This window comes from Allobosea sp. NPDC055332, assembly GCF_053645455.1.
Genome location: NZ_JBSHMO010000002.1, coordinates 978,766 through 1,004,980, shown reverse-complemented (window position 1 = coordinate 1,004,980; position 26,215 = coordinate 978,766). Strand labels below are relative to the sequence as shown.

24 protein-coding genes are annotated in these 26,215 nt (G+C 67.7%); 13 read left to right on the top strand and 11 right to left on the bottom strand.

Features of this window, described 5'->3' with window-relative positions; all coding sequences use genetic code 11:
• Positions 1-3: 3 nt before the first annotated feature.
• Together ACWIGM_RS13485 and ACWIGM_RS13480 are read right to left on the bottom strand one after the other, a co-directional pair.
• The gene (locus ACWIGM_RS13485) at positions 4-246 is read right to left on the bottom strand and encodes a DUF4170 domain-containing protein (protein WP_454026431.1); all 243 of its coding nucleotides are present in this window, start codon (positions 244-246) and stop codon (positions 4-6) included.
• A gap of 206 nt (positions 247-452) precedes the next feature.
• On the bottom strand, positions 453-1,280 hold the full coding sequence (locus ACWIGM_RS13480; RefSeq protein ID WP_454026430.1) for a 3'(2'),5'-bisphosphate nucleotidase CysQ: 828 nt from the start codon (positions 1,278-1,280) through the stop codon (positions 453-455).
• Positions 1,281-1,529: 249 nt separating this feature from the next.
• Here ACWIGM_RS13480 and ACWIGM_RS13475 point away from each other — a divergent pair, with 249 nt between their 5' ends.
• Positions 1,530-2,057, top strand: a complete 528-nt coding sequence (locus tag ACWIGM_RS13475) for a DUF6101 family protein (RefSeq protein ID WP_454026429.1) — start codon at positions 1,530-1,532, stop codon at positions 2,055-2,057.
• 13 nt (positions 2,058-2,070) lie between these two features.
• Here the strand turns inward: ACWIGM_RS13475 and ubiA are convergent, their stop codons facing one another.
• Entirely contained in the window at positions 2,071-3,021 is a 951-nt protein-coding gene (gene ubiA / locus ACWIGM_RS13470) for a 4-hydroxybenzoate octaprenyltransferase (RefSeq protein WP_454026428.1), read from the bottom strand.
• A 16-nt stretch (positions 3,022-3,037) separates the two neighbouring features.
• Positions 3,038-3,592, bottom strand: a complete 555-nt coding sequence (locus ACWIGM_RS13465; protein ID WP_454026427.1) for a hypothetical protein — start codon at positions 3,590-3,592, stop codon at positions 3,038-3,040.
• 91 nt (positions 3,593-3,683) lie between these two features.
• Between ACWIGM_RS13465 and ACWIGM_RS13460 the strand changes: the two genes are divergently transcribed.
• The 7 genes from ACWIGM_RS13460 to ACWIGM_RS13430 all read left to right on the top strand — a co-directional run bounded on the left by ACWIGM_RS13460 (position 3,684) and on the right by ACWIGM_RS13430 (position 10,015).
• Positions 3,684-4,424: a 16S rRNA (uracil(1498)-N(3))-methyltransferase gene (locus ACWIGM_RS13460; RefSeq protein ID WP_454026426.1), complete on the top strand. Its 741-nt coding sequence runs from the start codon at positions 3,684-3,686 to the stop codon at positions 4,422-4,424.
• Positions 4,425-4,590: 166 nt separating this feature from the next.
• Positions 4,591-5,775 carry a carboxylate-amine ligase gene (locus ACWIGM_RS13455; RefSeq protein WP_454026425.1) on the top strand — a complete coding sequence of 395 codons (1,185 nt, stop codon included), beginning with the start codon at positions 4,591-4,593 and terminating at the stop codon, positions 5,773-5,775.
• Positions 5,776-5,990: 215 nt separating this feature from the next.
• Positions 5,991-7,376, top strand: a complete 1,386-nt coding sequence (locus ACWIGM_RS13450) for a glutamate--cysteine ligase (protein ID WP_454026424.1) — start codon at positions 5,991-5,993, stop codon at positions 7,374-7,376.
• 92 nt (positions 7,377-7,468) lie between these two features.
• Positions 7,469-7,642 (top strand): Flp family type IVb pilin, encoded by a 174-nt coding sequence (locus tag ACWIGM_RS13445; protein WP_454026423.1) that lies wholly within the window; start codon positions 7,469-7,471, stop codon positions 7,640-7,642.
• A gap of 232 nt (positions 7,643-7,874) precedes the next feature.
• The gene (locus ACWIGM_RS13440; protein ID WP_454026422.1) at positions 7,875-8,984 is read left to right on the top strand and encodes a TadE/TadG family type IV pilus assembly protein; all 1,110 of its coding nucleotides are present in this window, start codon (positions 7,875-7,877) and stop codon (positions 8,982-8,984) included.
• A 12-nt stretch (positions 8,985-8,996) separates the two neighbouring features.
• Positions 8,997-9,485 (top strand): TadE/TadG family type IV pilus assembly protein, encoded by a 489-nt coding sequence (locus ACWIGM_RS13435; protein ID WP_454026421.1) that lies wholly within the window; start codon positions 8,997-8,999, stop codon positions 9,483-9,485.
• Positions 9,482-10,015, top strand: a complete 534-nt coding sequence (locus ACWIGM_RS13430) for a TadE/TadG family type IV pilus assembly protein (protein WP_454026420.1) — start codon at positions 9,482-9,484, stop codon at positions 10,013-10,015. Before ACWIGM_RS13435 ends, ACWIGM_RS13430 begins: the two co-directional genes overlap by 4 nt.
• Before the next feature lie 14 nt (positions 10,016-10,029).
• Here ACWIGM_RS13430 and ACWIGM_RS13425 read toward each other — a convergent pair whose 3' ends face one another.
• Positions 10,030-10,911: a LysR substrate-binding domain-containing protein gene (locus ACWIGM_RS13425; RefSeq protein ID WP_454026419.1), complete on the bottom strand. Its 882-nt coding sequence runs from the start codon at positions 10,909-10,911 to the stop codon at positions 10,030-10,032.
• Between the two features lie 165 nt (positions 10,912-11,076).
• Between ACWIGM_RS13425 and ACWIGM_RS13420 the strand changes: the two genes are divergently transcribed.
• Positions 11,077-11,442, top strand: coding sequence for a YjiS-like domain-containing protein (locus ACWIGM_RS13420; RefSeq protein ID WP_454026418.1), 366 nt, complete (start codon positions 11,077-11,079; stop codon positions 11,440-11,442).
• Positions 11,443-11,630: 188 nt separating this feature from the next.
• Positions 11,631-13,517 carry a methyl-accepting chemotaxis protein gene (locus tag ACWIGM_RS13415; RefSeq protein ID WP_454026417.1) on the top strand — a complete coding sequence of 629 codons (1,887 nt, stop codon included), beginning with the start codon at positions 11,631-11,633 and terminating at the stop codon, positions 13,515-13,517.
• A gap of 60 nt (positions 13,518-13,577) precedes the next feature.
• Here ACWIGM_RS13415 and ACWIGM_RS13410 read toward each other — a convergent pair whose 3' ends face one another.
• The 3 genes from ACWIGM_RS13410 to ACWIGM_RS13400 all read right to left on the bottom strand — a co-directional run bounded on the left by ACWIGM_RS13410 (position 13,578) and on the right by ACWIGM_RS13400 (position 17,786).
• Entirely contained in the window at positions 13,578-14,483 is a 906-nt protein-coding gene (locus ACWIGM_RS13410) for a DUF937 domain-containing protein (RefSeq protein ID WP_454026416.1), read from the bottom strand.
• A gap of 67 nt (positions 14,484-14,550) precedes the next feature.
• Complete coding sequence (locus ACWIGM_RS13405; RefSeq protein WP_454026415.1) at positions 14,551-15,924, bottom strand: MATE family efflux transporter; 1,374 nt, start codon at positions 15,922-15,924, stop codon at positions 14,551-14,553.
• Positions 15,921-17,786, bottom strand: coding sequence for a monovalent cation:proton antiporter-2 (CPA2) family protein (locus ACWIGM_RS13400; RefSeq protein ID WP_454026414.1), 1,866 nt, complete (start codon positions 17,784-17,786; stop codon positions 15,921-15,923). The genes ACWIGM_RS13405 and ACWIGM_RS13400 overlap by 4 nt, the downstream gene beginning before the upstream one ends.
• Positions 17,787-17,976: 190 nt before the next feature.
• Between ACWIGM_RS13400 and ispH the strand changes: the two genes are divergently transcribed.
• From ispH to rnhA, 3 genes are read left to right on the top strand one after another with little or no spacing between them, the layout of a single operon-like run.
• Positions 17,977-18,948 (top strand): 4-hydroxy-3-methylbut-2-enyl diphosphate reductase, encoded by a 972-nt coding sequence (ispH, locus tag ACWIGM_RS13395; RefSeq protein WP_454026413.1) that lies wholly within the window; start codon positions 17,977-17,979, stop codon positions 18,946-18,948.
• A 7-nt stretch (positions 18,949-18,955) separates the two neighbouring features.
• Positions 18,956-19,921, top strand: coding sequence for a homoserine kinase (locus tag ACWIGM_RS13390; protein ID WP_454026412.1), 966 nt, complete (start codon positions 18,956-18,958; stop codon positions 19,919-19,921).
• Complete coding sequence (rnhA, locus tag ACWIGM_RS13385; protein ID WP_454026411.1) at positions 19,918-20,364, top strand: ribonuclease HI; 447 nt, start codon at positions 19,918-19,920, stop codon at positions 20,362-20,364. The genes ACWIGM_RS13390 and rnhA overlap by 4 nt, the downstream gene beginning before the upstream one ends.
• Before the next feature lie 441 nt (positions 20,365-20,805).
• Here the strand turns inward: rnhA and ACWIGM_RS13380 are convergent, their stop codons facing one another.
• The 3 genes from ACWIGM_RS13380 to ACWIGM_RS13370 form a co-directional block, all read right to left on the bottom strand.
• Positions 20,806-21,828, bottom strand: a complete 1,023-nt coding sequence (locus ACWIGM_RS13380) for an LLM class flavin-dependent oxidoreductase (protein ID WP_454026410.1) — start codon at positions 21,826-21,828, stop codon at positions 20,806-20,808.
• Positions 21,829-22,039: 211 nt separating this feature from the next.
• Positions 22,040-25,534 carry an autotransporter family protein gene (locus ACWIGM_RS13375; RefSeq protein ID WP_454026409.1) on the bottom strand — a complete coding sequence of 1,165 codons (3,495 nt, stop codon included), beginning with the start codon at positions 25,532-25,534 and terminating at the stop codon, positions 22,040-22,042.
• A gap of 211 nt (positions 25,535-25,745) precedes the next feature.
• Positions 25,746-26,195, bottom strand: coding sequence for a GNAT family N-acetyltransferase (locus ACWIGM_RS13370; protein ID WP_454026408.1), 450 nt, complete (start codon positions 26,193-26,195; stop codon positions 25,746-25,748).
• Positions 26,196-26,215 lie beyond the last annotated feature (20 nt).

Sequence of the window (26,215 nt, the reverse complement as noted above, 5' to 3'; positions counted from 1 at the left end):
GAATCAGCTCTGCGCCGTCGACGGGTCAAGCAGACGGTGCAGATGGACGACGAAATAGCGGGTCTGCGCCTGGTCGACTGTCGCCTGCGCTTTCGCCTTCCAGGCGGCATGGGCGGCGGCATAGTTGGGATAGACGCCGACGATATCGACCTTGGAGAGGTCCTTGAACTCGACGCCGTCGAGAGAGCTCAGCTCGCCGCCGATCACGAGGTGCAGCAGCTGCTTGGTGTCCTGGCTCGTGCTCATCGTCCGTCTCCGGCCTTCTGTCCTGAAATCTCTGTCGAAAGCAGGCCGAAGCGCCGCCGGATCCGCTCCGACCTGCCTCGCCTGCGTTTTTGCCGTGCGATCAGATAAGCCATCCGCCGCTCGCGCGCGAGGCCCGATCGCCAACAATTTGCGCTTATTTCCGGCAGTTTTCGTCCTGACGCGACGGTAGCGGCCTTGCGCCGCATTCAGCTGCGCTGCGGCTGGCTCTCACGCAGGCGGCGCAGTGCCAGCGCAAGCGGAGCGGCGAGGTTGCTTCCCGACGCCATCAGCATGCCATGGACCGGCACCTCGCGATTATAGGCGAGGGCCTCGCCCTCGGCCGTCGTGACCTGCCCGCCTGCCTCGCTGAGCACGAGATCGGCGGCGGCGAGGTCCCAGTCGCGGGCATCGGGCGAGACCAGGCCGGCATCGATCGTGCCGTCGGCGATGCGGGTCAGCCGCAGCGCCAGCGAGGGAATCTTGTCGGCGGCGATGAAGCTGTCCTGGCGCGCCAGTGCGTCGAGCATCGGCTTGGGGCCGGCGATCCGCGCAGCGGTGAGCGTGTCGAGGCCGGTCGTCCGGATCGGCTTGCCGTTGCGCATGGCGCCGGCACCCCTGATCGCGGTGTAGGTGGCGCCCGCCGCCGGCGCGTGCACCACGCCGAGAACAGGACGTCCCTCGTCGAGCAGGGCGACGCAGACGGCCCAATCGGGCGAGCCGGACATGTAGGCGCGCGTGCCGTCGATCGGGTCCACCACCCAGACGAAGCGGCGCGACAGGCGCAGCGTGTCGTCCGCGGTCTCCTCCGAAAGCCAGGCCGCATCCGGCAGCAGCGCCGACAGGCGCACATGCAGGAAGGTGTCGACGCCGATATCAGCCTCGGTCACCGGCGAGCCGCCGGCCTTCGACCAGGTCTTGGCGGCGGTCTGCGCCCCGGGGCGGAACAGGTCGAGCGCGAGCTGGCCGGCCTCACGGCAGGCGGCTTCGACCGCGGCCAAGAGGCCCTGAGCGATTGGCAATGGTGTCGATGTCATCGCGCTTCGTTACGGCCTTGCAGGGCAGCTGAACAAGGAAAAAGCCACCATCGCGAGAAAGATTCCGTCAAGCATCAGCTGGGAAACCGACCGGAAGAAGGCGGAAAACCGCTTCATCACCTTTGTTTAACCCTCAAGCTTAAGCGCTCGGACAATCCTTCCGGCCACTCTCCTCCCTGCAAAGCACGAGAACCCCGCATAGACAGAGGGTTCCGGGCAGCAGGGATTAAAAGAGAGGCGTTAAAACCGATGGCCAGCGTCACGCCGGCTGCCGGGGAGGTCGGGCGCGTGCCCGTTTTCCCCGGCAGCGCAGATAACCAGAGCGGACAGCCCTCGCAGCCGGCGCGTGCGCCGCAGCAGTCCGATGGCCCCCGCATCGAACGTGTCGGGCCGGTGCGCATCCTGCGCGGTGGTGCCGGCTGGCGTGGTATCGCCCTGCGCCTGGCCGGCGGCGTGATCGCCGATGATGACCGTTTCCAGCTCGCCTTGACCGCCGGCGACGGTCGTTCCGTCGTCGTCGCCGTGCTCGATCAGGACGATGCCATCGCCGTCTGGCGCGATGCCGGCCAGACCAGCGGCCTGCCGCTGCTGCTCGAAACCAGCGACGGCGCGATCACAGAACCCTATCCGCAGGTCGGCCGGGTCGCGCTCGGCGCGATCCACATCCGCCGCCGGCATGCCTTGCTCGCCGGCCGCCGCCCGCGTTTCCTGACCCGGCGCAAGACCGGCCGCCTGCCGGAACGCCCGATCGTGATCCGGGGCGAGATCCTGTCCTGATCGGCGAGACCGCTTAAAACGCGAACTTCACCAGCGCGTCGAGCGCCAGGCCGGCCGCCAGGATCAGGCCGGCGTGCCAGTTGGACCGGAACAGTTTCAGCGCCGTGGCTCCGTCGGCGCCGGCGATGCTGTGGACCTGCCAGCCCAGGTGCAAGGCGAACAGGCCGAGTCCGATGAAGGCGACGAGGCCGGCACCGGCGAACCAGGCGGCGACGCCGGCGAGCGCGATCGTCGCGCCATAGCAGAGGCCCACGGCCTGCTGGGTGAAGGCGCCGAAATAGCGGGCGCTCGATTTGATCCCGGCGATCACGTCGTCCTCGATGTCCTGCATCGCGTAGATCGTGTCGTAGCCGATGGTCCAGAACACCGCGGCGGCATAGATCAGATAGGCTGGGGCATCCAGCTGGCCGAACACGGCGCTCCAGCCGACGAGCCCGCCCCAGGAAAAGGCGAGGCCGAGCACGAATTGCGGCATGTTGGTGATCCGCTTCATGAACGGATAGATCGTGACGATCGCCAGGGAGGCGATGCCGGCGATCACCGTGAAGCGGTTGAACTGCAGCAGGACGACGAGGCCGACCAGCGACAATCCCACCATGAACAGGGCAGCCGCCTTCGCGCTGACCTGACCGGAGGGCAGGGGCCGACCGCGGGTGCGCGCCACCTGGGCATCGAGCTTGCGGTCGACGATGTCATTGAAGGTCGAGCCTGCACCGCGCATCACGATGGCGCCGATCAGGAAGAGCAGGCAGTGCCAGGGATTGGGGAAGGGTTGGCCGGCCGCGATCGCTGCCAGCCCTGCCGCCCACCAGCATGGCAGCAGCAGCAACTGCCAGCCGACCGGGCGTTCGATCCGGGCGAGCTTCAGATAGGGCCGAAGGGCGCGCGGCGCTTTGGTATCGACCCAATGCCCGGTCAGAGCGTCGGGAAGTGGCGCATCCGCGAGAGGAGGCGAGGGCGCCATCGTGGCGCCGGCCGAATCAGAGCGCGCCCTGCGGCACGCGCACCGGACCGCCGGTGATGGAATCGCTGCCGCCGAACGGGTTGTGGCCCTGCTGTTGCTGCGCCTGTTGCTGCGCCCGGCGCTGCATCTGCGCTTGCTGTTTCACCGCATTGCAGGCCTGGCCGCGGATGGTGCCGGCCTTTTCATTGTCCGCCTTCATGCCCTCGACGAAGGATGGCGGAATCTGGCACCAGTCCTGGTTGGCGCTGGCGAACTTGATCAATGTATTGCCGTTGCCGACCAGCCGGCCCAGGATGCCGCAGGCCTGTTGCGGCGTCATCTTGCGCTTGGCCTTCGCATTGGCATTGAGCTGCCCCACGATCGACTGGCGCTCCTGCATGAGCTTCTGGATATTTTCGCAGCCCGAAGGCACCTGCGCCAATGCCGGCTCGGCCAGGCCCAAGCCAGCCAGCGCTACAGCCAGCTTCAGGGTCGCGTATCGCCGCATCATCCGCTCCGCTCTTGTCCCATCACCCACGCCCGTCCCGGCGTCGCGGGCCTTTCCATAACAGCCAGAGCCCTGCGCCAACAAGCGCCAGCTCGCATTTCACCGAGATTGCTTGCCGATAGCGTGGGATTGTGGCGACTTTCGCGCCATTCTGACGGGATCGGATTCGAAGAGCATGCGAGATTTCACCAAGCATCGGCTGTACAGCGAGGCACCGTTGGCGGCGGGCGCCGTGGTGGAGCTCGCGCGCGACCAGGCCAATTACCTGCTCAACGTGCTGAGATTGCGCAGCGGCGACAGCATCCTCGTCTTCAACGGCCGCGATGGCGAATGGCTTTGCGCGATCAGGGCTGAGGGGCGCAAGCAGGCGAGTCTGGAGGCGTTGGAGCAGACCCGCCCGCAGCCGCCTGCGCCCGATCTCATCTATCTGTTCGCGCCACTGAAGCATGCGCGGCTCGACTATATGGCGCAAAAGGCGGTCGAGATGGGGGCGGGCGTGCTCCAGCCGGTGCTGACGCGCTTCACCCAGGTCTCGCGACTCAATCTCGACCGGCTCACCGCCAATGCGGTCGAGGCGGCCGAGCAATGCGGCATCCTTGCCCTGCCGGAGATCCGGCCCGAGCAGCCGCTCGCGGCGGCGCTTGCCGCACTCGAACCGGAACGGCTGCTGATCTTCTGCGACGAGGCACAGGATGCCGAGAGTCCGATCGCGGCCTTGCAGGGCGCGCAACGCGGGCCGCTCGCCGTGCTGATCGGTCCCGAGGGCGGCTTCGACGAATCGGAACGCGCCTTGATCCTGCAGCGCGAGCGGACACTACGCCTCTCGCTCGGCCCGCGCATCCTGCGGGCGGACACAGCTGCGGTCGCGGCGCTCGCCGTCGTCCAGGCGACCTTGGGCGATTGGTCCGTCAAATAACTCCGTAACTTGCGTGCTGCCGGCTTCCTCCCCCCGGCTGGAACGCGATGGCGGCTTCCGCGTTTAGGCGTGGAAACTGCGCCACCGGTCGCAGTTCCGACTCATTGACTGGCAGTCTGGCGCCGCTGCTTCGCTCCGGAGCGGCCCGCCACGGGGGAGAGACATCATGGTGAGCAGCGCCTACCGCTTCGGCATCGAGGAAGAATATTTCCTGTCCGATGCCGGAAGCCGCGGCGCCGTGCGCAAGATCGCACCGCGTTTCATCGAGGCGGCACAGGCTGCCTTCCCGGACGAGCTGCAGCGCGAGATGCTGCAATCGCAGATCGAGGTGGCGACGCCGGTCTGCGAGAGCATGACCCAGGCCCGCCATTCGCTGCGGCGGCTGCGCGCGGGTCTGGCGACGATCGCGCGCGAGCACGACATGCTGCTGCTCGCCTGCGGCACCCATCCGAGCGCCGTCTGGGTGCGTCAGCGCGCCACCGAGGCCAAGCGTTATGACGGCATCATGCGCGACCTGCAGATGCTCGGCAGCCGCAACCAGCTTTGCGGACTGCATGTCCATGTCGAGGTGCCGGACGAGGAGCAGCGCATCTCGATCATGGTCAGGATGCTGCCCTATCTGCCGCTGCTGTTGGCGCTCTCGACCTCTTCGCCCTTCTGGCAGGGGCGGCGCACCGGGCTGATGGGCTACCGGCTCTGCGCCTATGCGGAACTGCCGCGCACCGGCCTGCCGGAACTCTTCGCCAATGCCGCCGACTACCGCACCTATGTCGACACCATGGTTGCGTCTGGCGCCATGCGCGATTCCAGCTTCATCTGGTGGGCGATCCGCTCGTCGCACCAGCATCCGACGCTGGAGCTGCGCGTCGCCGACAGCTGCACACGGCTCGACGACACGCTCGCCATCACCGCGCTCTATCGCTGCCTCGTGCGCCATCTTGCCCGCAAGCCCGGTGTCAACGCCGATCTGACGGCTGCCTCGCGCGCCCTGGCCGGCGAGAACATCTGGCGCGCCCAGCGCTATGGCCTGCATGGCGGCTTCGTCTGCGAGAAACGCCGCGCCATGCTCCCGGTCGGGCAGGTGCTCGACGAGCTCCTGGAGTTGCTGAGCGAAGATGCAGCTGCGCTCGGCTGTGGTCTCGATCTCGCGCATTGCCGCAACATCGTCGCCGGCGGCACCAGCGCTGACATGCAGCTCGCGATCTTCGAGGAGGCCCGCGCCAAGGCCGGTGGTCAGGCGGCAGGGCTCGTCGCCGTTACCGACTGGATCGCTGCGCTGACGCGCGCCGACGATGCGGATGACGACCGGTTCGCGCCGAAAGGTGCAAATCTGCTGCGCGGCGCTGCCTGACGCTGTTGTGATCATGCATTGATGCAAGGTCGGTGCGCGTCCGCACGCGTTTGCGCTCGTTGTCGGATGAGCGCTGCTCGCCTATTGCTGGCGCTCCTCGACGCATGGCGCGGCGGAGCGTCCGCTCCCGCTGCCTGTGCGGTACCCGATCCGGCGCGTTGTCCGGCTGCCGAGATCGGCAGGCGGCGCGCCGAAGCACGCATGCCGGAGCGCTCATGGCCCGCGACGTATCCGATTCGACTCCGATCAGCTCGAAGGCCGAACTGGTCGGCTGGATCGCGCAGGGTGAAAAACCGGCTTCCGAATTCAGGCTCGGCACCGAGCATGAGAAGTTCCCGTTCTATCGCGACGATCTCAGCCCGGTTCCCTATGAGGGCGGTGCAGCCGGCCGCAGCGGCGGCATCCGGCAATTGCTCGAGGGCATGCAGGCGCGCCTCGGCTGGGAGCCGATCCTCGATGCCGGTCACGTCATCGGCCTCGCTGGCCCCGATGGCGGCGGTGCGATCTCGCTGGAGCCCGGCGGCCAGTTCGAACTCTCGGGCGCGCCGCTTGCAAATGTGCATGAGACGGCCCGCGAGCTCGACCAGCATCTCGCTGATCTGAAGGCGGTGGCCGAGCCGCACGGCATCGGCTTCCTGCCGCTCGGGCACTCGCCGCTCTGGACCCGCGAGCAGACGCCGATGATGCCGAAGCGGCGCTATCAGATCATGAAGAACTACATGCCGAAGGTCGGCACGCGCGGCCTCGACATGATGTTCCGTACCTGTACCGTCCAGGTGAATCTCGATTTCGCCGATGAGGCCGACATGGTCCGCAAGCTGCGGGTCTCGCTTGCCCTGCAGCCGCTGGCAGCGGCGCTCTTTTCTGCCTCGCCCTTCAGCGAGGGCAGGCTCAACGGCTTCCAGTCGATGCGCTCCGAGATCTGGCGCGACACCGACAATGCCCGCTCCGGCATGCTGCCCTTCGCCTTCGACGAGGGCATGTCCTACGAGGCCTATGTCGACTGGGCGCTCGACGTTCCCCTGTATTTCGTCAAGCGCGGCGACACTTATCACGATGTCGCCGGCGGCTCCTTCCGCGACCTGCTCGCCGGCAAGCTCCAGCAACTGCCGGGCGAGCGCGCCACCATGTCGGACTGGGTCAATCATCTCGGGACCCTGTTCCCGGAGGTGCGGCTGAAGCGCTATATCGAGATGCGCGGCGCCGATGCCGGCCCGGTCGAGATGCTGAATGCGCTGCCGGCCTTCTGGGTCGGCCTGCTCTATGACGATGCCGTGCTCGAGGCGGCCTGGGACCTGGTCAAGGGCTGGAGCACGGAGGAGCGCCAGCAGTTGCGCGACACGGTGCCGAAGGCCGGGCTCAACACGAAGATCGCGAACCGCCCGCTGCGGGAGCTAGCGCGGGAGGTGGTCGAACTGTCGCGCGCCGGCCTCGCCCGCCGGGCTCGGCTCGATGAGCAGGGCCGCGACGAGGCGATCTATCTAGAGCCCATCATCGCCATCGCTCAGAGCGGCCGCACGCTCGCCGAGCGCCTGGCCGTGCGCGAGCAGGGCGCGTGGGGCGGCAAGGTCGAGCCGGTCTTTCCGGAACTGGCGCTGTAGGCGCCCGGGCGAGCCCGACACATCGCGCGACCACGGCGCGTTTCGCGCTTCGGATTAACCAATTGTCCGGAGTTTTGCGCTAATCGATGGGCATGGAGCGCCTTTTTGCCCTTGCCATGGACTTCCTGCGCGACCGGCGCGGCGCGACCGCGCTCGAATACGGCATGATCGCGTTCTTCGTCTCGATCGCCGCCATCGCGACGATCCGGCAGATCGGGCCGCTGCTGGATTCGAAATACGCCAGCATCCTGCCGGGGCTGCAGTAGCACCCGTTCGCATCCAGCTTCGCCGAAGCGCGGCGATCTGTGCCTGTGCTTCAGTTCTCCTTTCAGTTTTAACAGCATTTTACCATATCGCCCGAAGACTGCGCCGATCGGCGGGTTTTCCTAGCGATACCAGAGACATTCACAGGTTTTGGAAAGGTTTTCTCAATCGCCTGGCGCCTAGCGTCCGCGCAATCGTTCCGTTGCTCGCCTGCACCCTTCACGAGGCTTTCCGATGTTCGGCCTGTTCCGTGCCTTCCTGAAGGATACTCGTGGCGTCAGCGCCTTGATGTTCGGCCTCGCCGTGCCGGCGATCGCGCTGGCGGTTGGCGGCGGCATCGATCTCAGCCAGGCGGCATCGCGTCGGCAGAGCATCGCCAGCGCAGTTGAGCTGGGTTGCCAGCACGCGGCCCAGGAAGTCGGCTATCAGAAGCGCCAGTCCGGCGCCGACCCGAACAAGAACTACAGCTCGGTCGTCAACACCATCGCCAACAAGAAGATCACCGATCTCCAGCTGCGTGGTGTGACCGGCGTTTCGGTCTCGAGCACGGTCGCCAACGATGTCATCACCATCCAGGCCTCTGGTGCGAGCGCCAATGTCTTCGGTGGCATCTTGGGGTACAACACGGTTTCGCTGAACGTGACGCGCAACTGCACTGCGATTGCGGCGCCCGCCGGCAAGGTGCTGTTCACCGAATCCTTCGAGACCGGCCACAACGTCGCCTCGAACAGCTGGACCGTGCTCAACAACTGGAACGGGTGGGTGACCCAGACCGGCAAGGGCGGCATCGAGATCAACGGCATCCCCGAGCTCGCCGCCAACGACATGCGCTTCGGCAACTTCTTCGCCGAGCTCGATTCGCACTGCTATACGTCGGGCTGCAGCACCAACTCGAATATGTGGCGTGAGTTCACCCTCACGGCAGGCGATTACGAGCTGAACTACTGGTATATCTCACGCGTTCGCAACACGGCTGCGGATTATGCCGGCAAGGCGATCTGCGTCGGGAGATATCCGGAGAACAACACCAATCCGAACTGGACGACCAGCTTCGGCGCCTGGGCGACCAACTGGTACAAGGTCGTCGACTGGGCGACCTGGGAAGGTCAGACCAATCGGATCGAAGCCTTCTTCGAGAAGAAGCCCTATGGCAACACCAACACTCCGCCGACGACGGCGATGGTCGATGTTTGTGTTCACGCCGACAAATGGACGCAGCGCATCATTCCTCTCAAGGTCACCGCCAGCGGCACCTATCGCATCTACTTCCGGGCTGCGGGACGCGAGGATACCTATGGCGGCCTGATCGACTACATCCGCTTCTGCAGCGGCAAGTGTCCGTGACGGAGCGCTGACGTGTTGCGATCTGGGGCGTCACGACTGGTTCTGAAGCGGTTCACCGCGAGACTGGGCCGCTTCCGCCGCGATGCGGCGGGCTCGACCGCCGTCGAGTTCGCCTTCATCGGCCTTGCGTTCATCACGCTGTTCCTGGGCCTGATTCAGTTCGCACTGGTCTTCATGGCGCAGATGTATCTTCACGACGCCGTCTCGGACGCGGCCACCGGACGGACGGCTGCCGCCTATGCCGGAAACCGCACCCAGGTGGTCACCCAGATCTGTGCGCGCATGATCGCGCTCGACCGTTGCGCAACCAATCTGCTGGTCGAAACCCAGCCGCTGGCGAGCTATCCGACGACGGCGCAGCCGATCTCCGGCACGGTCTTCGCCGCCGCCGCGGTCCGGACGCCGATGCTGATCCGGGCGCGGGCACCGGTCGTGACCTTTGTGCCCGGTCTCCCGGCACTGCAGGTCCGCGCTTCGGCGCTCTACGCGAGGCTGCAATGAGCATATCAAAGCGTGTCGGAGCCAAGCAGCGCCGTAGCTTCACCCGCGACGAGAGCGGCGTGGCCGCGATCGAGTTCGCCCTGATCGCGACCGGCATGTTCGCCATGCTCTCCGGAGCCGTCGACGTCACGCAGGCGATCACCATCCATCGCGACCTCAACCGGTTGACGGCCGAGGTCGCGCAGGTCCTGGCGGCATGCCCCGACCTGACCTGTCGCGAACTGGTGATCCGGTCGGTCAACGATAGGCGCGCGAACATCGCGCCGCAGTTCCCGACGATGCAGATCAGCGTCGCGGCTTTCGAGAGGATAAGCGACAAGATCGACCGGATGGAGGGCACGATGACCGAGCTGCCCGCCGATATGAACACGAAGGCGCTGGCGATGCTGGCGAATGGCGACAAGGGCGTCGCGGTTCTCGCCACCTACACCCACCAGCCGATCATCCTCGGCCTTGCCGACGATTGGGGCTTCGCCACCAAGAGCTTCCGCGCCTACAGCGTAAACCTGAGCAGCCGTCCCGGGTCCTGAGCCCGGGGGCGATCCTACTCCGCTGCCACCTTGAAGCTCTGCAGATTGTCCAGGCTCTGGATGATGTGCTCGGCGAGGGCGTTGGACAGGATCGACGGGTCGTGCCGCGTCCGCAGCAGGCCGATCTTGCAGGAGGGCAGGGTCGAGAAGCCTTCCGCCGGCCCGAGAATGCGCATGCCCGGCCGGACCGCGCTCTCCGGCAGCACCGAGATGGCAAGACCAGCCACCACCGCGGCGCCGACCGCGGTCGAGTTCCAGCTGGCATAGAGCACGCGGAAGCGCCGGCCCTTGCTCTCCAGCGCCTCGACCGCCGCCTGGCGCCAGTTGCAGGTCGGCCGGCCGAGCGCCAGCGGCAGCGGGTCCTCGTCGTGCACGCAATGGCGCGCCGAGGTCACCCAGAGCAGGGGCTCGATCCGGATGATCTCGCCCTGGCCGCGGCCTTCGACATGGGTGATGATCGCAAGGTCGATGTCGCCGCTGCCGATCCGCTCGGCCAGCATCGGCGTCGGCTCGCAGACCACGGTGACCTCCGTGCGCGGATTCGAATGGGCGAAGCGCGCCAGGATCTCCGGCAGGTAACGGTCGGCATAATCATCGGGGACGCCGAGGCGGATACGGCCCTTGAGATCGGCCTCGGTGAAGCTCGCGACGCATTCTAGGTTCAGCCGCACGATGCGGCGGGCATAGTCGAGCAGGCGCTCGCCATCCTCGGTCAACTTGGCGTGGCGCCCGTCGCGGCCGAAAAGTGGCCGGCCGATCCGCTCCTCCAGCCGCTTCATCTGCATCGAGACGGCCGATTGCGTCTTGAAGACGATCTCGGCGGCGCGGGTGAAGGAGCCGGTGTCGGCGATGGCGACGAAGGTCTTGAGCTGATCGGCGTCGAGCACATGGGCCATGACGGCCTCCTCCCAGAGGTTCATCAAGATCGGTTGTGTTAAACATCATAACCATTCGTTTGGCTGATGACCAGCGCAGAGTTATCGTTTGGACATTCTCCCGCTCCTGCCGGCCGATGTCGTGGCCCGGGGGGAGTATCGATCGTCCAACCCGAGGAGGCTGTCATGCTGGTCATGACCTTCGTCACGAAGACCTTGTCTGCCGTTTCCGGCGGCGCGGCGCGTGCTGCCGCCCATTCGGCCACGGGCACGAAAAATCTGGTGCGCGCCTTCCTGCACCGCCGCGAGGTGATGCGCCTCAGCGAGCTCGATGAGCGCGGGCTGAAGGATATCGGCCTCGTCCGCTCCGATATCGACGGCGCGCTCGCCGTCTCCTGGCTGAGCGACCCGTCGAGCGTGCTGCAGGATCGCTCGAACCAACAGCAGGCGGCTGCCGTAAGCCGGCGAGAGGCCGGGGTTCGACGGCCCGTGGTGATCCAGGCCGCAGCGCGACCGAGCGCAAAGGACATCAAGATCGCGTGCAACGCCTGACCCCTTGGCGTGACGCGTCCCTGCGGGCGGTGGCTTCGGCTGCCGCCCTTTTTCGTGCCGGGAATGCAACCGCCCCGCGATGGTTAATCGGCGCGCGCGCGACGTAACGCTTCATTCAGCAAATTCGGACACATTTGCGCCGCATTGCGCCGATTCCGGCGCCCCGATCCGCCGCCCCGGGGTTTTTCATGCGTCGTTTTCGCCTTCACGACCTGAGGATCAGGACCAAGATTGCCATTCCGATGCTCGTCATGGGAGCGATCGGCATCGGCTCGGCCGTCTATGGCGCGTTCGAGTTCGGCAAGATCGAGAAAACCTATGGCGATCTGGTTTCGCAGCGTGCCGCCGCCATCCTCGATTCGGCCCGCGCCGCCAGCGGCATGACCGAGATCGTCGGCAATCTCTACCAGGCGATCGCCTATCCCGAGTTCATGAAGCAGAACACGACCAGCATCGAGAAGGTGAAGACCGCCTATGCGGCCTCGCTCCAGGCGCTGGTCGAGGCGAAGATCAGCTTCCCGCAGCGGGCCGAGAGCTTCGATGAATTGAGCCGCCGCCTGCAGGCGGCCAAGTCCGATATCGACCAGATCATCGCCCAGGCCGCTCGCGACGAGGACCTGCCGGCGCTCTCGATCATGTCGCAGCTCGACAAGACGATCAGCGAGATCGCCGGCGCCGCCGCCAAGGTCAACGACGAGATCAGGAAGGATACGGAAGCGACCTCGGACGGACTGGCGGCCGATGCACACCGCGTCACCATGGTGGCGATCGGCCTCAGCATCGCCGGCACCCTGCTCGGCCTGATCGGCGGCGCACTTCTGACCGGTGCTGCCATCACGCGTCCGCTGGAGCGGCTCAAGCTCCGCATGGGCCAGATCGCCAATGGCGACTATGCCGCCGAGGTGGAGGGCCAGGATCGCAGGGACGAGGTCGGCGAGATGGCCCGCGCCGTCCAGGTGTTCAGGGAGAACGGCCTCGCGGTCCAGCGCCTCGAAAGCGAGACCGAGGCCAGCCGCACCGGAGCCGAGCGCCAGCGCCTCGCGGCGGAGGCCGAGCGCACCAACGCCGCGGCCGTGCAGCAACGCCTTGCCGCCGAGCAGGCGGTCGTGGTCAGGGCCCTGGCCGAGGGATTGACCAGGCTCTCCCAAGGCGATCTCAGCGCGCGCGTCGAAGACGAGGTCGCCGCCGACTACGCCGCGCTGAAGCAGGATTTCAACAGCGCCGTCGGCCATCTGGCGGAGACGATCGCGACCATCCAGGCGACCTCGGTCGATGTCGGCAATGCGGCGCGCGAGATCAACTCCGGCGCCGACGACCTGTCGAAGCGCACCGAGGAGCAAGCCTCCTCGCTCGAGGAGACGGCCGCCACCACCGAACAGCTTGCGGCCTCGGTCAAGGCCTCGGCACAGGCTTCGCGGCAGGCCGTCCAGCTCGCCAATGAGGCGACCGATGTCGCGGTCAATGGCGGAGCGGTCGCCAGCCAGGCGGTCGAGGCCATGGCGCGGATCGAGCAGGCCTCAAAGAAGATCTCCGACATCACCTCGGTGATCGACGAGATCGCCTTCCAGACCAATCTGCTGGCGCTGAACGCCGCCGTGGAAGCAGCCCGTGCCGGCGATGCCGGCAAGGGTTTCGCGGTGGTCGCCAGCGAAGTCCGTACGCTGGCCCAGCGTTCGGCTGAAGCGGCAAAGGACATCACCGCGCTGATCGATCAGTCCGGGGTCGCGGTCGAGCAGGGCGTCGGCCTGGTGCGGGCCGCCGGTGAAGCCCTGAGCCGGATCGTCGAGGCTTCGAAGAAGGTCTCGGCCACGGTCTCCGACATTTCGGCAGCGGCAGCCGAGCAGGCCAACGGCATCGACGAGATGAGCCAGACCGTCGCCCATATGGACGAGATGACGCAAGCGAACGCGGCACTCGCCGAACAGAGCGCGGCGTCGGCCGGCTCGCTCAGCGGTCAGATCAGGCGCCTCAACGAATTGGTCGCGAGCTTCCGCACGGAAGGGCAGGCGGTCGCCCCGCACGCTCATGCCGAGGCCGCGGACCAGTATGAGTGGGATGAGCGCCTGCGCGCCTGAACTGGATCACATCACCAGGATTGATGAACGGCGGCCTGGTGGCCGCCGTTCGTTTATCGCTCAGGTCTTGCGCTGGCCGCCGCCGAGCATGGTCTCGAAGATCGAGCGCAGGGCGTCCTGCTGCCCCGCCTGCATCTGGCGACCATGCTCGAACATCTGGTTGAGCGCGTCGAGCCCGATCGAGCCTGGCCCGGTCTCGCTGGGTGGCGGCGTCTCGTCCGGCTCGGGCTCGGGCGCAGGCCGGCGCGATTGCGGCGCGGGCCTGGGGCTGTTCTCAGCAGCTTGCCCCTGCGCGCCGCCGAACATGCCGCCGAGGATCTGGCCGAAGATATTGCCCATGTCAGCGGGCATGCCGGGCATGGCGCCGCCAAAGGGGCCGCCGCCCTGCGCCTGGCCGGCCTGTGGCCTCTGCCCGCCGAACATGCCGCCGAGGATCTGCTCCCAGGGGTTGGCGGGAGCATTCGCCTGTGGGGCCTGGGGCTGCATGCCCGGCATCTGGCCGCGCATCATCTCGGCGAACTGGCCGAGGATGCCGCCGAGGCCCTGATTGTTCACCGACTTGAACAGCCCACCCATCACGATCGAGGCGATCACCGGCAGCATCTGCTTCAGGATCGCCTGGCCGACGCCGCTGGTCGCCGCCGCCTGCGCCGCGACGGCATTGGCAACCTCCTTCGAGCCGAAGAGCTGGCTCATCACATCCTGGCCGAGCGGCATCGCCCGGTCGGGGATGCCGTCGCCGTCGCTGTCGTACATCTGGCCGAAGGGCGTCGCCGTCATCATCTGGGCGAGGTTGCCGAAGGCGTAGGGGTTCTGGGTCTGGCGCTGCAGCCCCATCGAGAAGGCCGGCAGCAGTGCGTCGAGCGCAGCCTGCGTCTGCTGCATCGAGAGCCCGTATTGCCGCGCCAGGTTCTGCATGGCCTGGCCGTTCTGGGCCGACTGCATCATCTCGAACAGGTTCATCATGGCGCGGTCTCCCCTTTGCGGGACAAGCCCGCCAATTCAGGAGATCGACGATAGCAGCAGGCCGCCGTCAGGCAAGCGACGGCCTGGCAGCAACCTGCGCCGCGCCTTCAAGACGGCTGATGCCGCGATAGGCGGTGACGAGGGCCGCGACCCCGAACACCACCGCACCGAGCGCTGCGCCGGCGAGCGCGCCTTTGGGGCCGGCATATTGCGCGCCGAGCCAGGCGAGCGGCACCGTGCCGAGCGTGGCGCGGCCCCAGCTGAACAGGGTCGAGTAGAACGGCATGCCGAGATTGTTGAACGCGGCATTGGCGACGAAGAGGGCGCCGACGAAGAGCCACATCGGCCCGGCGATCAGCCCGAAGAAGGCGACGAGCTCGGCAGTCTCGCCGCTCGCGCCGAACAGGGCGCTGATCTGGTGGCGCAGCAGCGCCAGCAGCAGGCCGGCGACGGCGACATAGGCGGCGGCGAAGGCGACGGAGTCGGTCAATGCCCGGCGCATCCGGTCATAGCGCTGCGCGCCCCAGTTCTGTGCCAGGATCGGCCCGACCGCGCCGGACAGCGCGAACAGCACGCCGAAGGCGACCGGGACCAGCCGGTCGATGATCGCACTCGCCGCGATGACCTGGTCGCCGAAGCGGGCGATGATGCCGAAGAAGAAGGCATTGGCGATCGGGTTGGCGAGATTGGTCAGGATTGCTGGAGCCGCGATCGCGAAGGTCGGCTGGATGTCGCGGCGCAGCGCGGCGAAGCTCGGGCGCGCGATCATCCGGTGCACGCGAAGAGCGCCCTGGAGGCCGACCGCCAGGAAGACGATGCGCGAGAACACGGTCGCCCAGGCGGCTCCGTCGGAGCCGAGACCAAGGCCGAAGATCAGGAGCGGATCAAGCGCTGCCGTGACGATGCCGCCGGCCAAGGTGACATACATCGCCCGCTTGGCGTCGCCGACCGCGCGCAGGACACCGGACAGGCCCATGCCGAGCGCCATCAGCACGTTCGAGGGCAGGGTGATCCACAGGAACGAGGTCGCGACGGAAAGCGATTCGCCATGCGCGCCGAGCTTGGGCAGCAGCCAGGGCAGGAGCGGCAGCATGACGAAGCTGAGCGCCAGCCCGGCGACGGCCATCACGGTGAGCGTCGAGCCCGCCATGCGGCGCGCGCCCTCGCGGTCACCGGCACCGAGCGCCCGCGCCGTCAGCGCGGTCACCGCGATCATCAGCCCGACATTGAAGGAGATCATCAGGTAGAGCACGATCGTCGCGTAGCCGACGCCGGCCGTCGCCTCGGGCCGGCCGAGGCGCGAGACGTAGAGCAGCGACAGGAAATCGACGACGAAGATCGCGATCAGGCCGACCGAGGCGGTCGCAGTCATTACCGCGACATGGCGCAGCGTCGAGCCGCTGACGAAGACGGCCTGCTGGGGCTTGGACGGTGCGTTCACTCGGCCGGCTCCCCGACGCCGCCGACCGCGACTTCGGCGCCGCCATCCTCGATGACCTCCTGCGTCTCCTTGGTGAGCGCCTTCGACTTGCTCTTCGGTGCGACGATGGGCTCGGGCGTGACGCGCGGCACCTTGTCGAGGCCGGCGGCGATGCCTTCGCTGAACTGGATCTCCATGCGTTGCGCGTCGCGATCGCGCACATGCTCGATCACGAAGCTCGCTTCCTCATAGCTCAGGCCGAGCGCCTCCAGCGTCACCCGGCCGAAGCCGAGCGCCGATTCGAAGGTCTCGCGCATCTGGTAGTCGACATCGGCCCGCATCAGGTCCATGGCGTGGACGCGGTCATAAGCGCGGGCGTGGATGCGCGCGGCCGGGAATTCGACCTTGGCCATCTCGACGATGCGCAGCGCCGCCTGCCGGTCGTCGAGGCAAAGGCAGATCACCTTGGCCTTGCCGGCGCCGGCGGCGCGCAGCACGTCGAGCCGCGTGCCGTCGCCATAATAGATCTTGAAGCCGAACTTGGCGGCCGAACGGATCCGCTCGATGTCGGAATCGATGATGGTGACGTCGAGATGCTGCAGCAGCAGCGCCTGCGTCACCACCTGGCCGAAGCGGCCGAAGCCGATCACCAGCACCGAGGGCGCCACGCCGTCGAAGGTCTCCTCGATCTCCTCGGGCGGCGGCGCGTTGGCGGCGAGCCAGATATCGATCAGCTTGGCCGCGATCGGACCGATCAGCATGCTGAGCGCGGCGATCGCGGTCGCCAGCGCGCCCTGCTTCTCGTCGAGCAGGCCGAGCGAGGCGGCGAGCGGCAGCAGCACGAAGGCGAACTCTCCGGCGGGCGAGAGCAGGGCGCCGGCCCGGATCGCCTCGCTTGTCGAGGAGCAGGAGGCGCGCAGGATCGCCGCTGCCGCCGCGATCTTGAACAGCACCAGCAGCGGCGCTGCCAGCGCCAGCAGCAAGGCGTTCTCGGCGACGAGCTTCAGGTCGATCGACATGCCGACCGCCATGAAGAACAGGCCGAGGAGCACGCCACGGAACGGCTCGATATCGGCCTCGAGCTCGTGCCGGAAATGCGAATCCGCCAGCAGCACGCCGGCGAGGAAGGCGCCCATCGCCATGGAGAGCCCGACCTGCTCCATCAGCAGGGCGGCACCGAGCACGACCAGCAGGGCGGCGGCCGTCATCACCTCCTTGGCGCCGGCCTTGGCCAGCAGGCGGAAGAAGGGATTGAGCGCATAGCGGCCGGCGAGCACGACGACGGCGATGGCGAGCAAGGCCAGCCCCAGGCCCGTCAGCGCCTTGGTCGAGCCGCCGCCATGAGCGGCGCCGGTCGTCGCCAGCAGCGGCAGCAAGGCCAGCGCCGGAGCGATCGAGATGTCCTGGAACAGCAGGATCGAGAAGGTGCGCCGGCCATAGGGCTCGGCGCCGTCACCGCGTTCCTCCAACAGCTGCAAGGCGATCGAGGTCGCCGACAAGGCGAGTGCGAGCCCGATGGCGATGGCGCCGCCAACCGCGACGCCGAACTGCCAGGCGGCCGCGCCGATCGCCAGTGCGCTCAGCACCATCTGCGACAGGCCGGCGCCGAGGATGTCCTTGCGCATCGAATAGAGCCGCGCCGGCTGCAATTCGAGCCCGACCAGGAAGAGCAGCAGCACGACGCCGATCTCGGCGGTGCTGCGCACCGTATCCGGATCCTTGACCAGCGCCAGGGCCGACGGCCCGATCACGATGCCGGCGGCGAGATAGCCGAGAACGGCCGACAGGCCGAAGCGGCGGAACAGCGGCACCGCCACCACCGCCCCCGCGCAGAAGGTCAAGATCGGCGGCAGATAGCTGGCATGCGAAACGGCATCGGCCATGCGGGAACTCGTGCTGAAGCGAAGTTGGGCCGCGCGGGGGCGATGGCCGGTCGCGTGCAATGTAAGGCCTGCCGCCGTATCCTGCGAGAGGGCTGTTGCATGGGCGGCGATGCGCTGCGGCGCCGGGCTTCCTTGACATCGCCGCCGCCAGACCGAAAAGAAGGCGCGATCGTCTCGGAACCAGCGCCCAGTGACCGCCAAGCCGCCGCTCGACATTCTGCTCTGCGCCCCGCGCGGCTTCTGCGCCGGCGTGGTCAGGGCGATCGACGCCGTCGAGAAGGCGCTGGCCCTGCATGGCGCGCCGGTCTTCGTGCGCCACGAGATCGTGCACAACAAATACGTGGTCGAGTCGCTGAAGCGGAAGGGCGCGGTCTTCGTCGCCGAGCTCTCCGAGGTGCCGGACGCGACCCGGCCGGTAATCTTCTCGGCGCATGGCGTGCCGAAATCGGTGCCGGCGCAGGCGCAGGCCCGCAATCTCTTCCATATCGACGCAACCTGCCCGCTGGTCACCAAGGTGCATCGCGAGGCCGAGGTCCATCACAAGCGCGGCCGGCACATCCTGCTGGTCGGCCATGCCGGTCACCCCGAGGTGATCGGCACGATGGGGCAGTTGCCGGACGGCGCGATCACCTTGATCGAGACGCTCGAGGATGTCGCGACGCTCGCGCCGCCCGAGGGCAAGGAGCTGGCTTTTGTCACGCAGACCACGCTCTCGGTCGACGATACCCGCGAGATCGTGCAGGCCCTGCAGGCGCGCTTTCCCGCGCTGATCGCCCCGCACAAGGAAGACATCTGCTACGCCACCACCAACCGCCAGGAGGCGGTCAAGCGCGTCGCGCCGCTGGTCGACGGGCTGATCGTGGTCGGTTCGCCCAATTCCTCGAACTCGCAGCGCCTGCGCGAGGTCGCCGAGCGCGCCGGCTGCCCGGTCTCGCGCCTGGTCCTGCGCACCGACGAGATCGACTGGGCGCTCTTCGGCGATATCCGCCGTCTCGGCATCACCGCCGGCGCCAGCGCGCCGGAGGTGCTGGTCGAGGAGATCATCGACGCTTTCGCCGAACGCTATGACGTGACGGTCGAGACGGTCTCGACCGCCGATGAGAGCGTCTTCTTCCCGCTGCCGCGCGAGCTGCGCGAGCCGACCCCGACCGCAGCCGAGTAGTTCCAGCGTGGCCGTCTATACCGAAGTGCCCGATGACGAGATGGCCGCCTTCGTGGCCGGCTACGGCATCGGCGACCTGCTCTCCGCCAAGGGCATCGCCGAGGGCGTCGAGAACTCGAACTATCTCGTCCACACCAGGCAGGGCTTCTACATCCTCACCCTCTACGAGAAGCGGGTGAACCCGGCCGACCTGCCGTTCTTCATCGGGCTGATGCAGCATCTCGCCGGGCGCGGGCTGAATTGCCCGGTGCCGGTGCTCGACCAGTCGGGCCAGGCGCTCGGCACGCTCTGCGGCCGCCCTGCGGCGATCGTCAGCTTCCTCGATGGCCTCTCGGTGCGTCGCCCCGGCGCCGGCCATTGCGGCGAGGTCGGGCGGGCGCTCGCTCTGCTGCACCGGGCCGGCGCGGACTTCGGGATGACGCGCGTCAACGCGCTCTCGGTGCCGGGCTGGCGCCCGCTCGCCGAGCAGGCCGGCGCCGATGCCGACAAGGTCTCGCCGGGGCTGGCGCGCCGCGTCGCGGCCGAGATCGCCGTGCACGAGGCGGGGTGGCCGAAGGACCTGCCTGGCGGCGTCATCCATGCCGATCTCTTCCCGAACAACGTTTTCTTCATCGGCGACAAGCTGTCGGGACTGATCGACTTCTATTTCGCCTGCACCGACGCCTATGCCTACGACCTCGCCATCTGCCTGAACTCCTGGTGCTTCGAGGCCGATTCCTCGTTCAACCTGACCAAGGGCCAGGCGATGCTAGCCGGCTATGAGAGCGTACGTCCGCTCGGCGAAGCCGAGGTCGCGGCCCTGCCGGCGCTCTGCCGCGGCTCGGCGCTGCGCTTCCTGCTGACTCGGCTGGTCGACTGGCTCAACGTGCCGCCCGGCGCGCTGGTCAAGCCGCATGACCCGCTCGAATACGACCGCAAGCTCGTCTTCCACCAGCGCGTCAGCGACGCGCGCGAATACGGTCTGAGGCGATGAGCGAACCGGTTGAAGTCTGGACGGACGGCGCCTGCTCGGGCAATCCGGGACCCGGCGGCTGGGGCGCGATCCTGTCCTATAAGGGCAAGGAGCGCGAGCTTTCCGGCGGCGAGGCGCTGACGACCAACAACCGCATGGAGCTGATGGGCGCGATTTCGGCGCTGGAGACGCTGACCCGGCCCTGCACCGTCGCGCTCCACACCGACAGCCAGTATCTGCGCCAGGGCATCACCAGCTGGATCCATGGCTGGAAGAAGAATGGCTGGAAGACCGCCGACCGGAAGCCGGTCAAGAACGAGGAGCTCTGGAAGCGCCTCGACGCCGCGCTGAAGCAGCACAAGATCGAGTGGAAATGGGTCAAGGGCCATGCCGGCGACGAGATGAACGAGCGCGCCGACGCGCTGGCGCGCGCCGGCATGGCGCCGTTCAAGCCGGGGCGGTGAGCGGGCGGCGGATTGCTATCTCAAGGGCAGCTGTGGATCGGAGAGAGATTGGGGCCTCTGATCAGTCTCGTGCCCCACGTGGAAGAGGCCTTCCCGTTATGGCTGTGACGTAACCCTCGCTCCAATGATCCTTCCCAATCTCATAGGGGTCGATCACGAAGCCTTCTGGTGCGTCGCGGAAGCCCTCTAGCACTGCGGTCCGTGCTTGAGCCTGTTGGGCGTCGGCCAACGATGCGTAAACACCAATGAGCTTGCTGTCGGTCTCCCCTTCCCCGAGATCATGCGTGTGGAAGAGCAGAAATACGTTCGCCATCTACCCATGCCCGGAAGCGGAGTATCGCAACCGCGTATCATGTCGCGAAAGCAGCGTCAGCTATAGATCGGAGGCGGGATCATCAGACCGGTATCCCATTCTCTCCTGTGACATAGCTAAGTGCCTCCTCAGCGCCAGCCGAGCCCCGGCGCGACATGCTTCAGGATCGCCTCGATGACATGGGCGTTGTAGTCGACGCCGAGCTGGTTCGGCACCGTCAGCAGCAGCGTGTCGGCCTCGGCGATCGCCTCGTCCCGCTTCAGCTCCTCGATCAGCTTGTCGGGCTCGGCCGCGTAGCTGCGCCCGAAGATCGCGCGCGTGCTGTCGTCGATATAGCCGATCGAATCGTCGCCCTGATTGCCGCGGCCGAAATAGGCGCGGTCGCGGTCGTCGACCAGGGCGAAGATGCTGCGGCTGACCGAGACGCGCGGCTCGCGCTCATGGCCGGCCTCGCTCCAGGCCTGCCTGTAGTCGCGGATCTGCTTGGCCTGCTGGATATGGAAGGGCTCGCCGCTCTCGTCGGTCTTCAGCGTCGAGCTCTGCAGGTTCATGCCCTGCTGCGCCGCCCAGACAGCCGTGGCGTCGGAGGAGGCGCCCCACCAGATCCGCTCGCGCAGCCCTTCGGAATAGGGCTCCAGCCGCAGCAGGCCCGGCGGGTTGGGGAACATCGGGCGCGGATTGGGTTGCGCGAAGCCTTCGCCGCGCAGCACGTCGAGGAAGACCTCGGCATGTCGGCGCGCCATGTCGGCATCGCTCTGCCCTTCCGCCGGCTGGTAGCCGAAATGGCGCCAGCCATCGATCACCTGCTCCGGCGAGCCGCGGCTGATGCCGAGCTGCAGCCGTCCGCCGGAGATCAGGTCGGCGGCGCCGGCGTCCTCGGCCATATAGAGCGGGTTCTCATAGCGCATGTCGATGACGGCGGTGCCGATCTCGATACGGCTCGTCTTCGCGCCGACCGCAGCCAGCAGCGGGAAGGGCGAGCCGAGCTGGCGCGCGAAATGATGCACCCGGAAATAGGCACCGTCCGCGCCCAGTTCCTCGGCGGCGACGGCAAGCTCGATCGACTGCAGCAGCGTATCGCCAGCCGAGCGGGTCTGGGATTGCGGCGAGGGAGTCCAGTGTCCGAAGGACAGGAAGCCGATCTTTTTCATGGTGTGACGCCTGCAAACGACCGGGGGCAGCGGAGCTGCTCCACGAGAGGAGAACGCCCGAGCGGCTGGCGCCGTCGGGCGTGTTCTATCCCATATAGGCGGGATTCACGGTCTTGCCGCGGCGTTCATGCAGAGGCGCCAATGCCGCGGTGCAATCTCGATAGCGAGCGCCTGAAGGCCTGCCTCGCTATCCCGATGACGGGAGACTCTCTCAGAACCTCATCTCGATCCTGCCCTTGAGAGCGTGATCGCGGGAGCGTTCGCCGATTGCCGCGGAGTAGGTCAGCCCGAGGGCGGTGGCTTGCGAGATGCGCCAGTCGAGGCCGGCCTCGGCGGTGAGCGCGTTGCGGTCGATCGGGGCGGCGAAGACCACGGCCGGGTTGGTGCCCAGCGCGAAGGCGGTGCGCGCCTGCGGGGTGAGCTCGCCGAAGCCATGGCGCCAGCCGAGCATGGCGCGGGCGAACAGCGGCATCGTCCCGAGCTGCGCCTCGGCCCTTAAGCCGAGCGTGGTGAAGCCGAGCGTCTGGTCGCTGGAGAGCACCCGCAAGGCCGCGGCGCCGCCCTGCTCGGTGCCGGCATCGGTCGAGACCCGGAGCAGCGCCAGCTGGGCGAAAGGCTCGAGCGCAAAGCCGCTGAAGGCAAAGCCATAGCCGAGCTCGGCAAAGCCCTGCAGAACCGAACCTGGACGCTGCAGGCGGAGCAGGTCGCCGAAGCCGCGGATCGCGACCTGGCGGCGGATGTCGCTTTCGCTCCAGCTATAGGCCGCACCGGCATCGAAGCGCAGGCTGCCGAAGCGGGCGCCGGCATAGAGCGCGGCGTGGCCGCTTTCGAGCTTGCCGGAGGACAGGCGGGCGTCGAGATCGAAGCGCGACTGGCTGTAGCCGCCGGCGACGCCGACCTTCAGCGAGGAACCGGGCGCGTCATAGAGCATGACGTCGGCACCAAGCAGGGCGCCGCCGCTGCGGCGGCTCAGGCTCGCGGCATTGCCGTCGGCGTCGGTATTGCCGGCGCTGCCGAAAGCCTCGCCCCAGAGCGTGTAACGCGGCTGCGGAACCGGCGCGGCCATCGTGACTGCGCCCTTGCGACCGGGCAGGTCGGCGCTGAACGCGGCCGCGACCTGCTGGCCGGGCTGAGTGAGCAGCGGGCCGCGCAGGCGGTTGAGGATGCTCTCGCGCACCAGCCGGCTCTCATCGACCATCACGCTGACGGCCTGGGCATGCGCCTCGCCCGAGAGCAGGTCGAAGCCGGCCCTGGCCTCGGCCGCGGTCGCCGAGATCAGCGCGTCATAGACCGGGTTGCCGACGCCGAGCGCCTCGGCGGCATTGGCGATGAAGCCCTGGTTGCGGGTCTGGGCGATGTAGTTGCCGGACGTGCTGCCACCCGGGGTCGTGCCGCCGCCGCCCGGTGTGGTGCCGCCGCCGGTGTCCCCACCACCCGGCCCGAAGCCGGTGTCGTTGCGCGTCATGGTCAGCGTCACACTGGTGCCGCCATAGCCCAGCGAGGGCGTCAGGAAGGCGAGGTTCGAGCTGACACTGGTGAAGCTGCCGGTGACGCCGCCCGAGGCGGTCAGGATGGTGTAGTTGGTCGCCGCCGCGTAATTGCCGTTCTGCGCCAGCACCTCGACCCTGCCGCCAGTGATCGTCGCTGAGCCCGATGCCGCGATCCTGTCGCTCTGCCCGGCGGCATTGACCTCGACCTGATAGGTCGAGCCGCTGGCGAAGGCGACATTGCCGGAAACATTCAGCGTCCCGATCGAGTTGCCCGGCGCCACCGTCGCGCCGCTGGCGACGCTGATGCCGCCGATCGTGCCGGAGCCGCCCAGCGTGCCGCCACTCAGCGTCACCGCGCCGGTGATCGAGCCGTTCACCACGAGCTTGCCGCCCGAGACCTTGGTCCCGCCAGTGTAGGTGTTCGTCCCCGTCAGCGTCAGCGTGCCCGTGCCGGTCTTGTCGAGCGAGCCATTGCCGCTGATCGTGCCCGAGAAGGTGGTCGAGGCGTTGCTGCTGCCCGCCTTCAGCTTTGTGCCGGTGCTGATCTGGATCGTCCCCGCGCCGGCGAGCGAGCCGGCGGTCACGATGCCCAGCCCGTCGCTGATCTCCAGCCTCGCGCCGCTGGCGATGCTGTAGTCCGACGCTGCCGACAGCGCCGGCGCGGCGTTGATGAAAATCGCTCCGGCTTCGATCGTGGTCGCGCCGGAATAGGTGTTGGTGCCGGACAGGATCAGCGCGCCGGCACCCTGCTTGGTCAGGCCGCCCGTGCCGCTGATGGCGCCATTGAAGCTGATCGAATTGCTACGATTGAAGATGAGCTGGCCATTATTGACGATGTCACCAAGAATGGAGCCGCTCGTGCCGCCGTCGCCGATCTGGAGCGTGCCGCCGGAGATCGTCGTCCCGCCGGTATAGGTATTCGCATCCGTCAGCGTGACCATGCCGGCGCCGGTCTTGCGCAACCCGCCAGCGCCACTGATCGCATTGGCGATGGTGACGTCGATGCCACCAGCCTGGTCGAGCGTCAGCGTGCCCGACACCAGCTGGATGCCGCCGAACAGCGAGGCGGTCCCGGTTCGCGCGATGGTCAGCTTGCTGTCGCCAGACAGCGAGAGGGCATAGGTGCGGCTACCGTCGCCGTTCAGGCCGCCCGCGATCCCGCCGCCATCCAGGACGATGGTGACGTTGTTGCCGGCGATGCCCGCGCCACCGGCGCCGTTGGCGCCGGGCGTGGAGCCGGAACCACCGGCACCGCCATTGCCGCCGGTGACACCGTCGTAGACGATGATCACCGCGCCGTTGCTTGAAGACACGCCGGCACCGCCAGCGCCGCCGGCGCCGCCGCGACCATTCGTGCTGGTGCCGCCTGCGCCACCATTGCCACCAATGACGTTCTGATAGAGCTCGACCGTCGAGGCGCCTGTCACGAGCAGGCCATGCCCGCCGGCGCCGCCAGCGCCGCCGGCGCCGCCGAAGCCGGTGATATTGCCGCCGTTTCCGCCATGCCCGCCGCGAAGGTCAGCGCTGGTCTCTAGTCTCGTCGTGGCATCACCGATCACCGCCCCGCCATGGCCGCCGCTGCCGCCACCACCCGCGCCGCTATCGCCGTGGCCGCCATTGCCGCCGTTTCCACCCGTCGCCGCAGAGGCGAGCGTGCCGAGCCCGCCCGTATCGGCCATGACGGCGCCCCAGCCGCCAGCGCCCCCGCCGCCCCCGGCGCCGAACATGCCTTCGCCACCGTTGCCCCCCTTGCCGCCGGTCGTGGCGACCGATGGAGCCGTGGTGTTGACATAGCCGTGGGCGCCGCCGCCACCGCCGCCCGCGCCTGCCCCGGGAAAGCTACTGCTTCCGCTATCGCTGCCTGCAGCACCCGGGCTTGCTCCACCCGTGCCGCCTGAGGAGACGGGGCCGGCCCCACCGTCGCCGCCGGTCTGACCGGCGCCACCGCCGCCGCCGCCGCCGGGACTGCCACTAATGCCAGGGCCGCCGGGGGCAGTCGCTTCGTCGTTGCCGCCGGGGCCGCCGCCAACACCGCCGGTACCGCCTTCAGCCATCACGGCGCTTGTCATGCCGAGCAGCCCGATACTGGCAAAGAGAAGGGTCAGGCCGACGAGAGCGGTCGACGCCTTGAGCGATCTGCAGTGTTTCGGCAAAGGCTCGGCGCGGACCGGGCGAGCACAGGCCGGCAGCGCTGCGGCATCCAACAGGCGCGACATAGGCTGCTGCCGAACGCGCACAGCCATCGGAACGAAGACGAACGTCACGGGAATCCCCAGCCCTATTCTGTCAGCAGGCTAGGCAGCCTCGCGCGCGAGGCAATGAACAGCCGTTCACAACCCGCAAAGTCGATCGGGTGTGGCAGATTTGCTGCGAGTTCCGAGGCAGACGCGACGGTCGGTCCTGGCCAAGAGCCGGGCGAACCGCCGCTCAGCCGAGCGGCTGGCGGTAGACGATGAAGCCGGACTTCTGCGCGACCTTGTCGTAGAGCTCCTGCGCCTGCAGGTTGCTCTCATGCGTCTGCCAGTAGACGCGGAAGAGACCTTGCTTCTCGGCCATCTGCCGGACGGCTTCGATCAGCTTGCGGCCGACGCCGTGGCCGCGCGCCTCCTCGCTGGTGAAGAGATCCTGCAGATAGCAGATCTCCTTCGGGCTCCAGGTCGTGCGGTGCAGCACATAGTTGACGATGCCGAGCGCCTTGCCGTCGCGCTCGGCGATGAAGCCGCCCATCGGCTCCTGGCCGCCGGTCAGCCGCGCGAAGGTCGTGTCCGTCGTCTCCGGCGTCAGCGAGGCCTTGTAGAATGTGAGATAGCCCTGCCAGAGCGGCTCCCAGGCGGCGCGATCGCTGGCCGTGAGCGGGCGGATGCTGATCTCTGACATGGCGTAGCGTCTCCTCGATT

Coding starts and splice junctions, on each gene's coding strand:
- ACWIGM_RS13485 (WP_454026431.1), bottom strand. CDS start 246: ATGAGCACGAGCCAGGACACCAAGCAGCTGCTGCACCTCGTGATCGGC.
- ACWIGM_RS13480 (WP_454026430.1), bottom strand. CDS start 1,280: ATGACATCGACACCATTGCCAATCGCTCAGGGCCTCTTGGCCGCGGTC.
- ACWIGM_RS13475 (WP_454026429.1), top strand. CDS start 1,530: ATGGCCAGCGTCACGCCGGCTGCCGGGGAGGTCGGGCGCGTGCCCGTT.
- ubiA (WP_454026428.1), bottom strand. CDS start 3,021: ATGGCGCCCTCGCCTCCTCTCGCGGATGCGCCACTTCCCGACGCTCTG.
- ACWIGM_RS13460 (WP_454026426.1), top strand. CDS start 3,684: ATGCGAGATTTCACCAAGCATCGGCTGTACAGCGAGGCACCGTTGGCG.
- ACWIGM_RS13455 (WP_454026425.1), top strand. CDS start 4,591: ATGGTGAGCAGCGCCTACCGCTTCGGCATCGAGGAAGAATATTTCCTG.
- ACWIGM_RS13450 (WP_454026424.1), top strand. CDS start 5,991: ATGGCCCGCGACGTATCCGATTCGACTCCGATCAGCTCGAAGGCCGAA.
- ACWIGM_RS13445 (WP_454026423.1), top strand. CDS start 7,469: ATGGAGCGCCTTTTTGCCCTTGCCATGGACTTCCTGCGCGACCGGCGC.
- ACWIGM_RS13440 (WP_454026422.1), top strand. CDS start 7,875: ATGTTCGGCCTGTTCCGTGCCTTCCTGAAGGATACTCGTGGCGTCAGC.
- ACWIGM_RS13430 (WP_454026420.1), top strand. CDS start 9,482: ATGAGCATATCAAAGCGTGTCGGAGCCAAGCAGCGCCGTAGCTTCACC.
- ACWIGM_RS13425 (WP_454026419.1), bottom strand. CDS start 10,911: ATGGCCCATGTGCTCGACGCCGATCAGCTCAAGACCTTCGTCGCCATC.
- ACWIGM_RS13420 (WP_454026418.1), top strand. CDS start 11,077: ATGCTGGTCATGACCTTCGTCACGAAGACCTTGTCTGCCGTTTCCGGC.
- ACWIGM_RS13415 (WP_454026417.1), top strand. CDS start 11,631: ATGCGTCGTTTTCGCCTTCACGACCTGAGGATCAGGACCAAGATTGCC.
- ACWIGM_RS13410 (WP_454026416.1), bottom strand. CDS start 14,483: ATGATGAACCTGTTCGAGATGATGCAGTCGGCCCAGAACGGCCAGGCC.
- ACWIGM_RS13400 (WP_454026414.1), bottom strand. CDS start 17,786: ATGGCCGATGCCGTTTCGCATGCCAGCTATCTGCCGCCGATCTTGACC.
- rnhA (WP_454026411.1), top strand. CDS start 19,918: ATGAGCGAACCGGTTGAAGTCTGGACGGACGGCGCCTGCTCGGGCAAT.
- ACWIGM_RS13380 (WP_454026410.1), bottom strand. CDS start 21,828: ATGAAAAAGATCGGCTTCCTGTCCTTCGGACACTGGACTCCCTCGCCG.
- ACWIGM_RS13375 (WP_454026409.1), bottom strand. CDS start 25,534: ATGTCGCGCCTGTTGGATGCCGCAGCGCTGCCGGCCTGTGCTCGCCCG.
- ACWIGM_RS13370 (WP_454026408.1), bottom strand. CDS start 26,195: ATGTCAGAGATCAGCATCCGCCCGCTCACGGCCAGCGATCGCGCCGCC.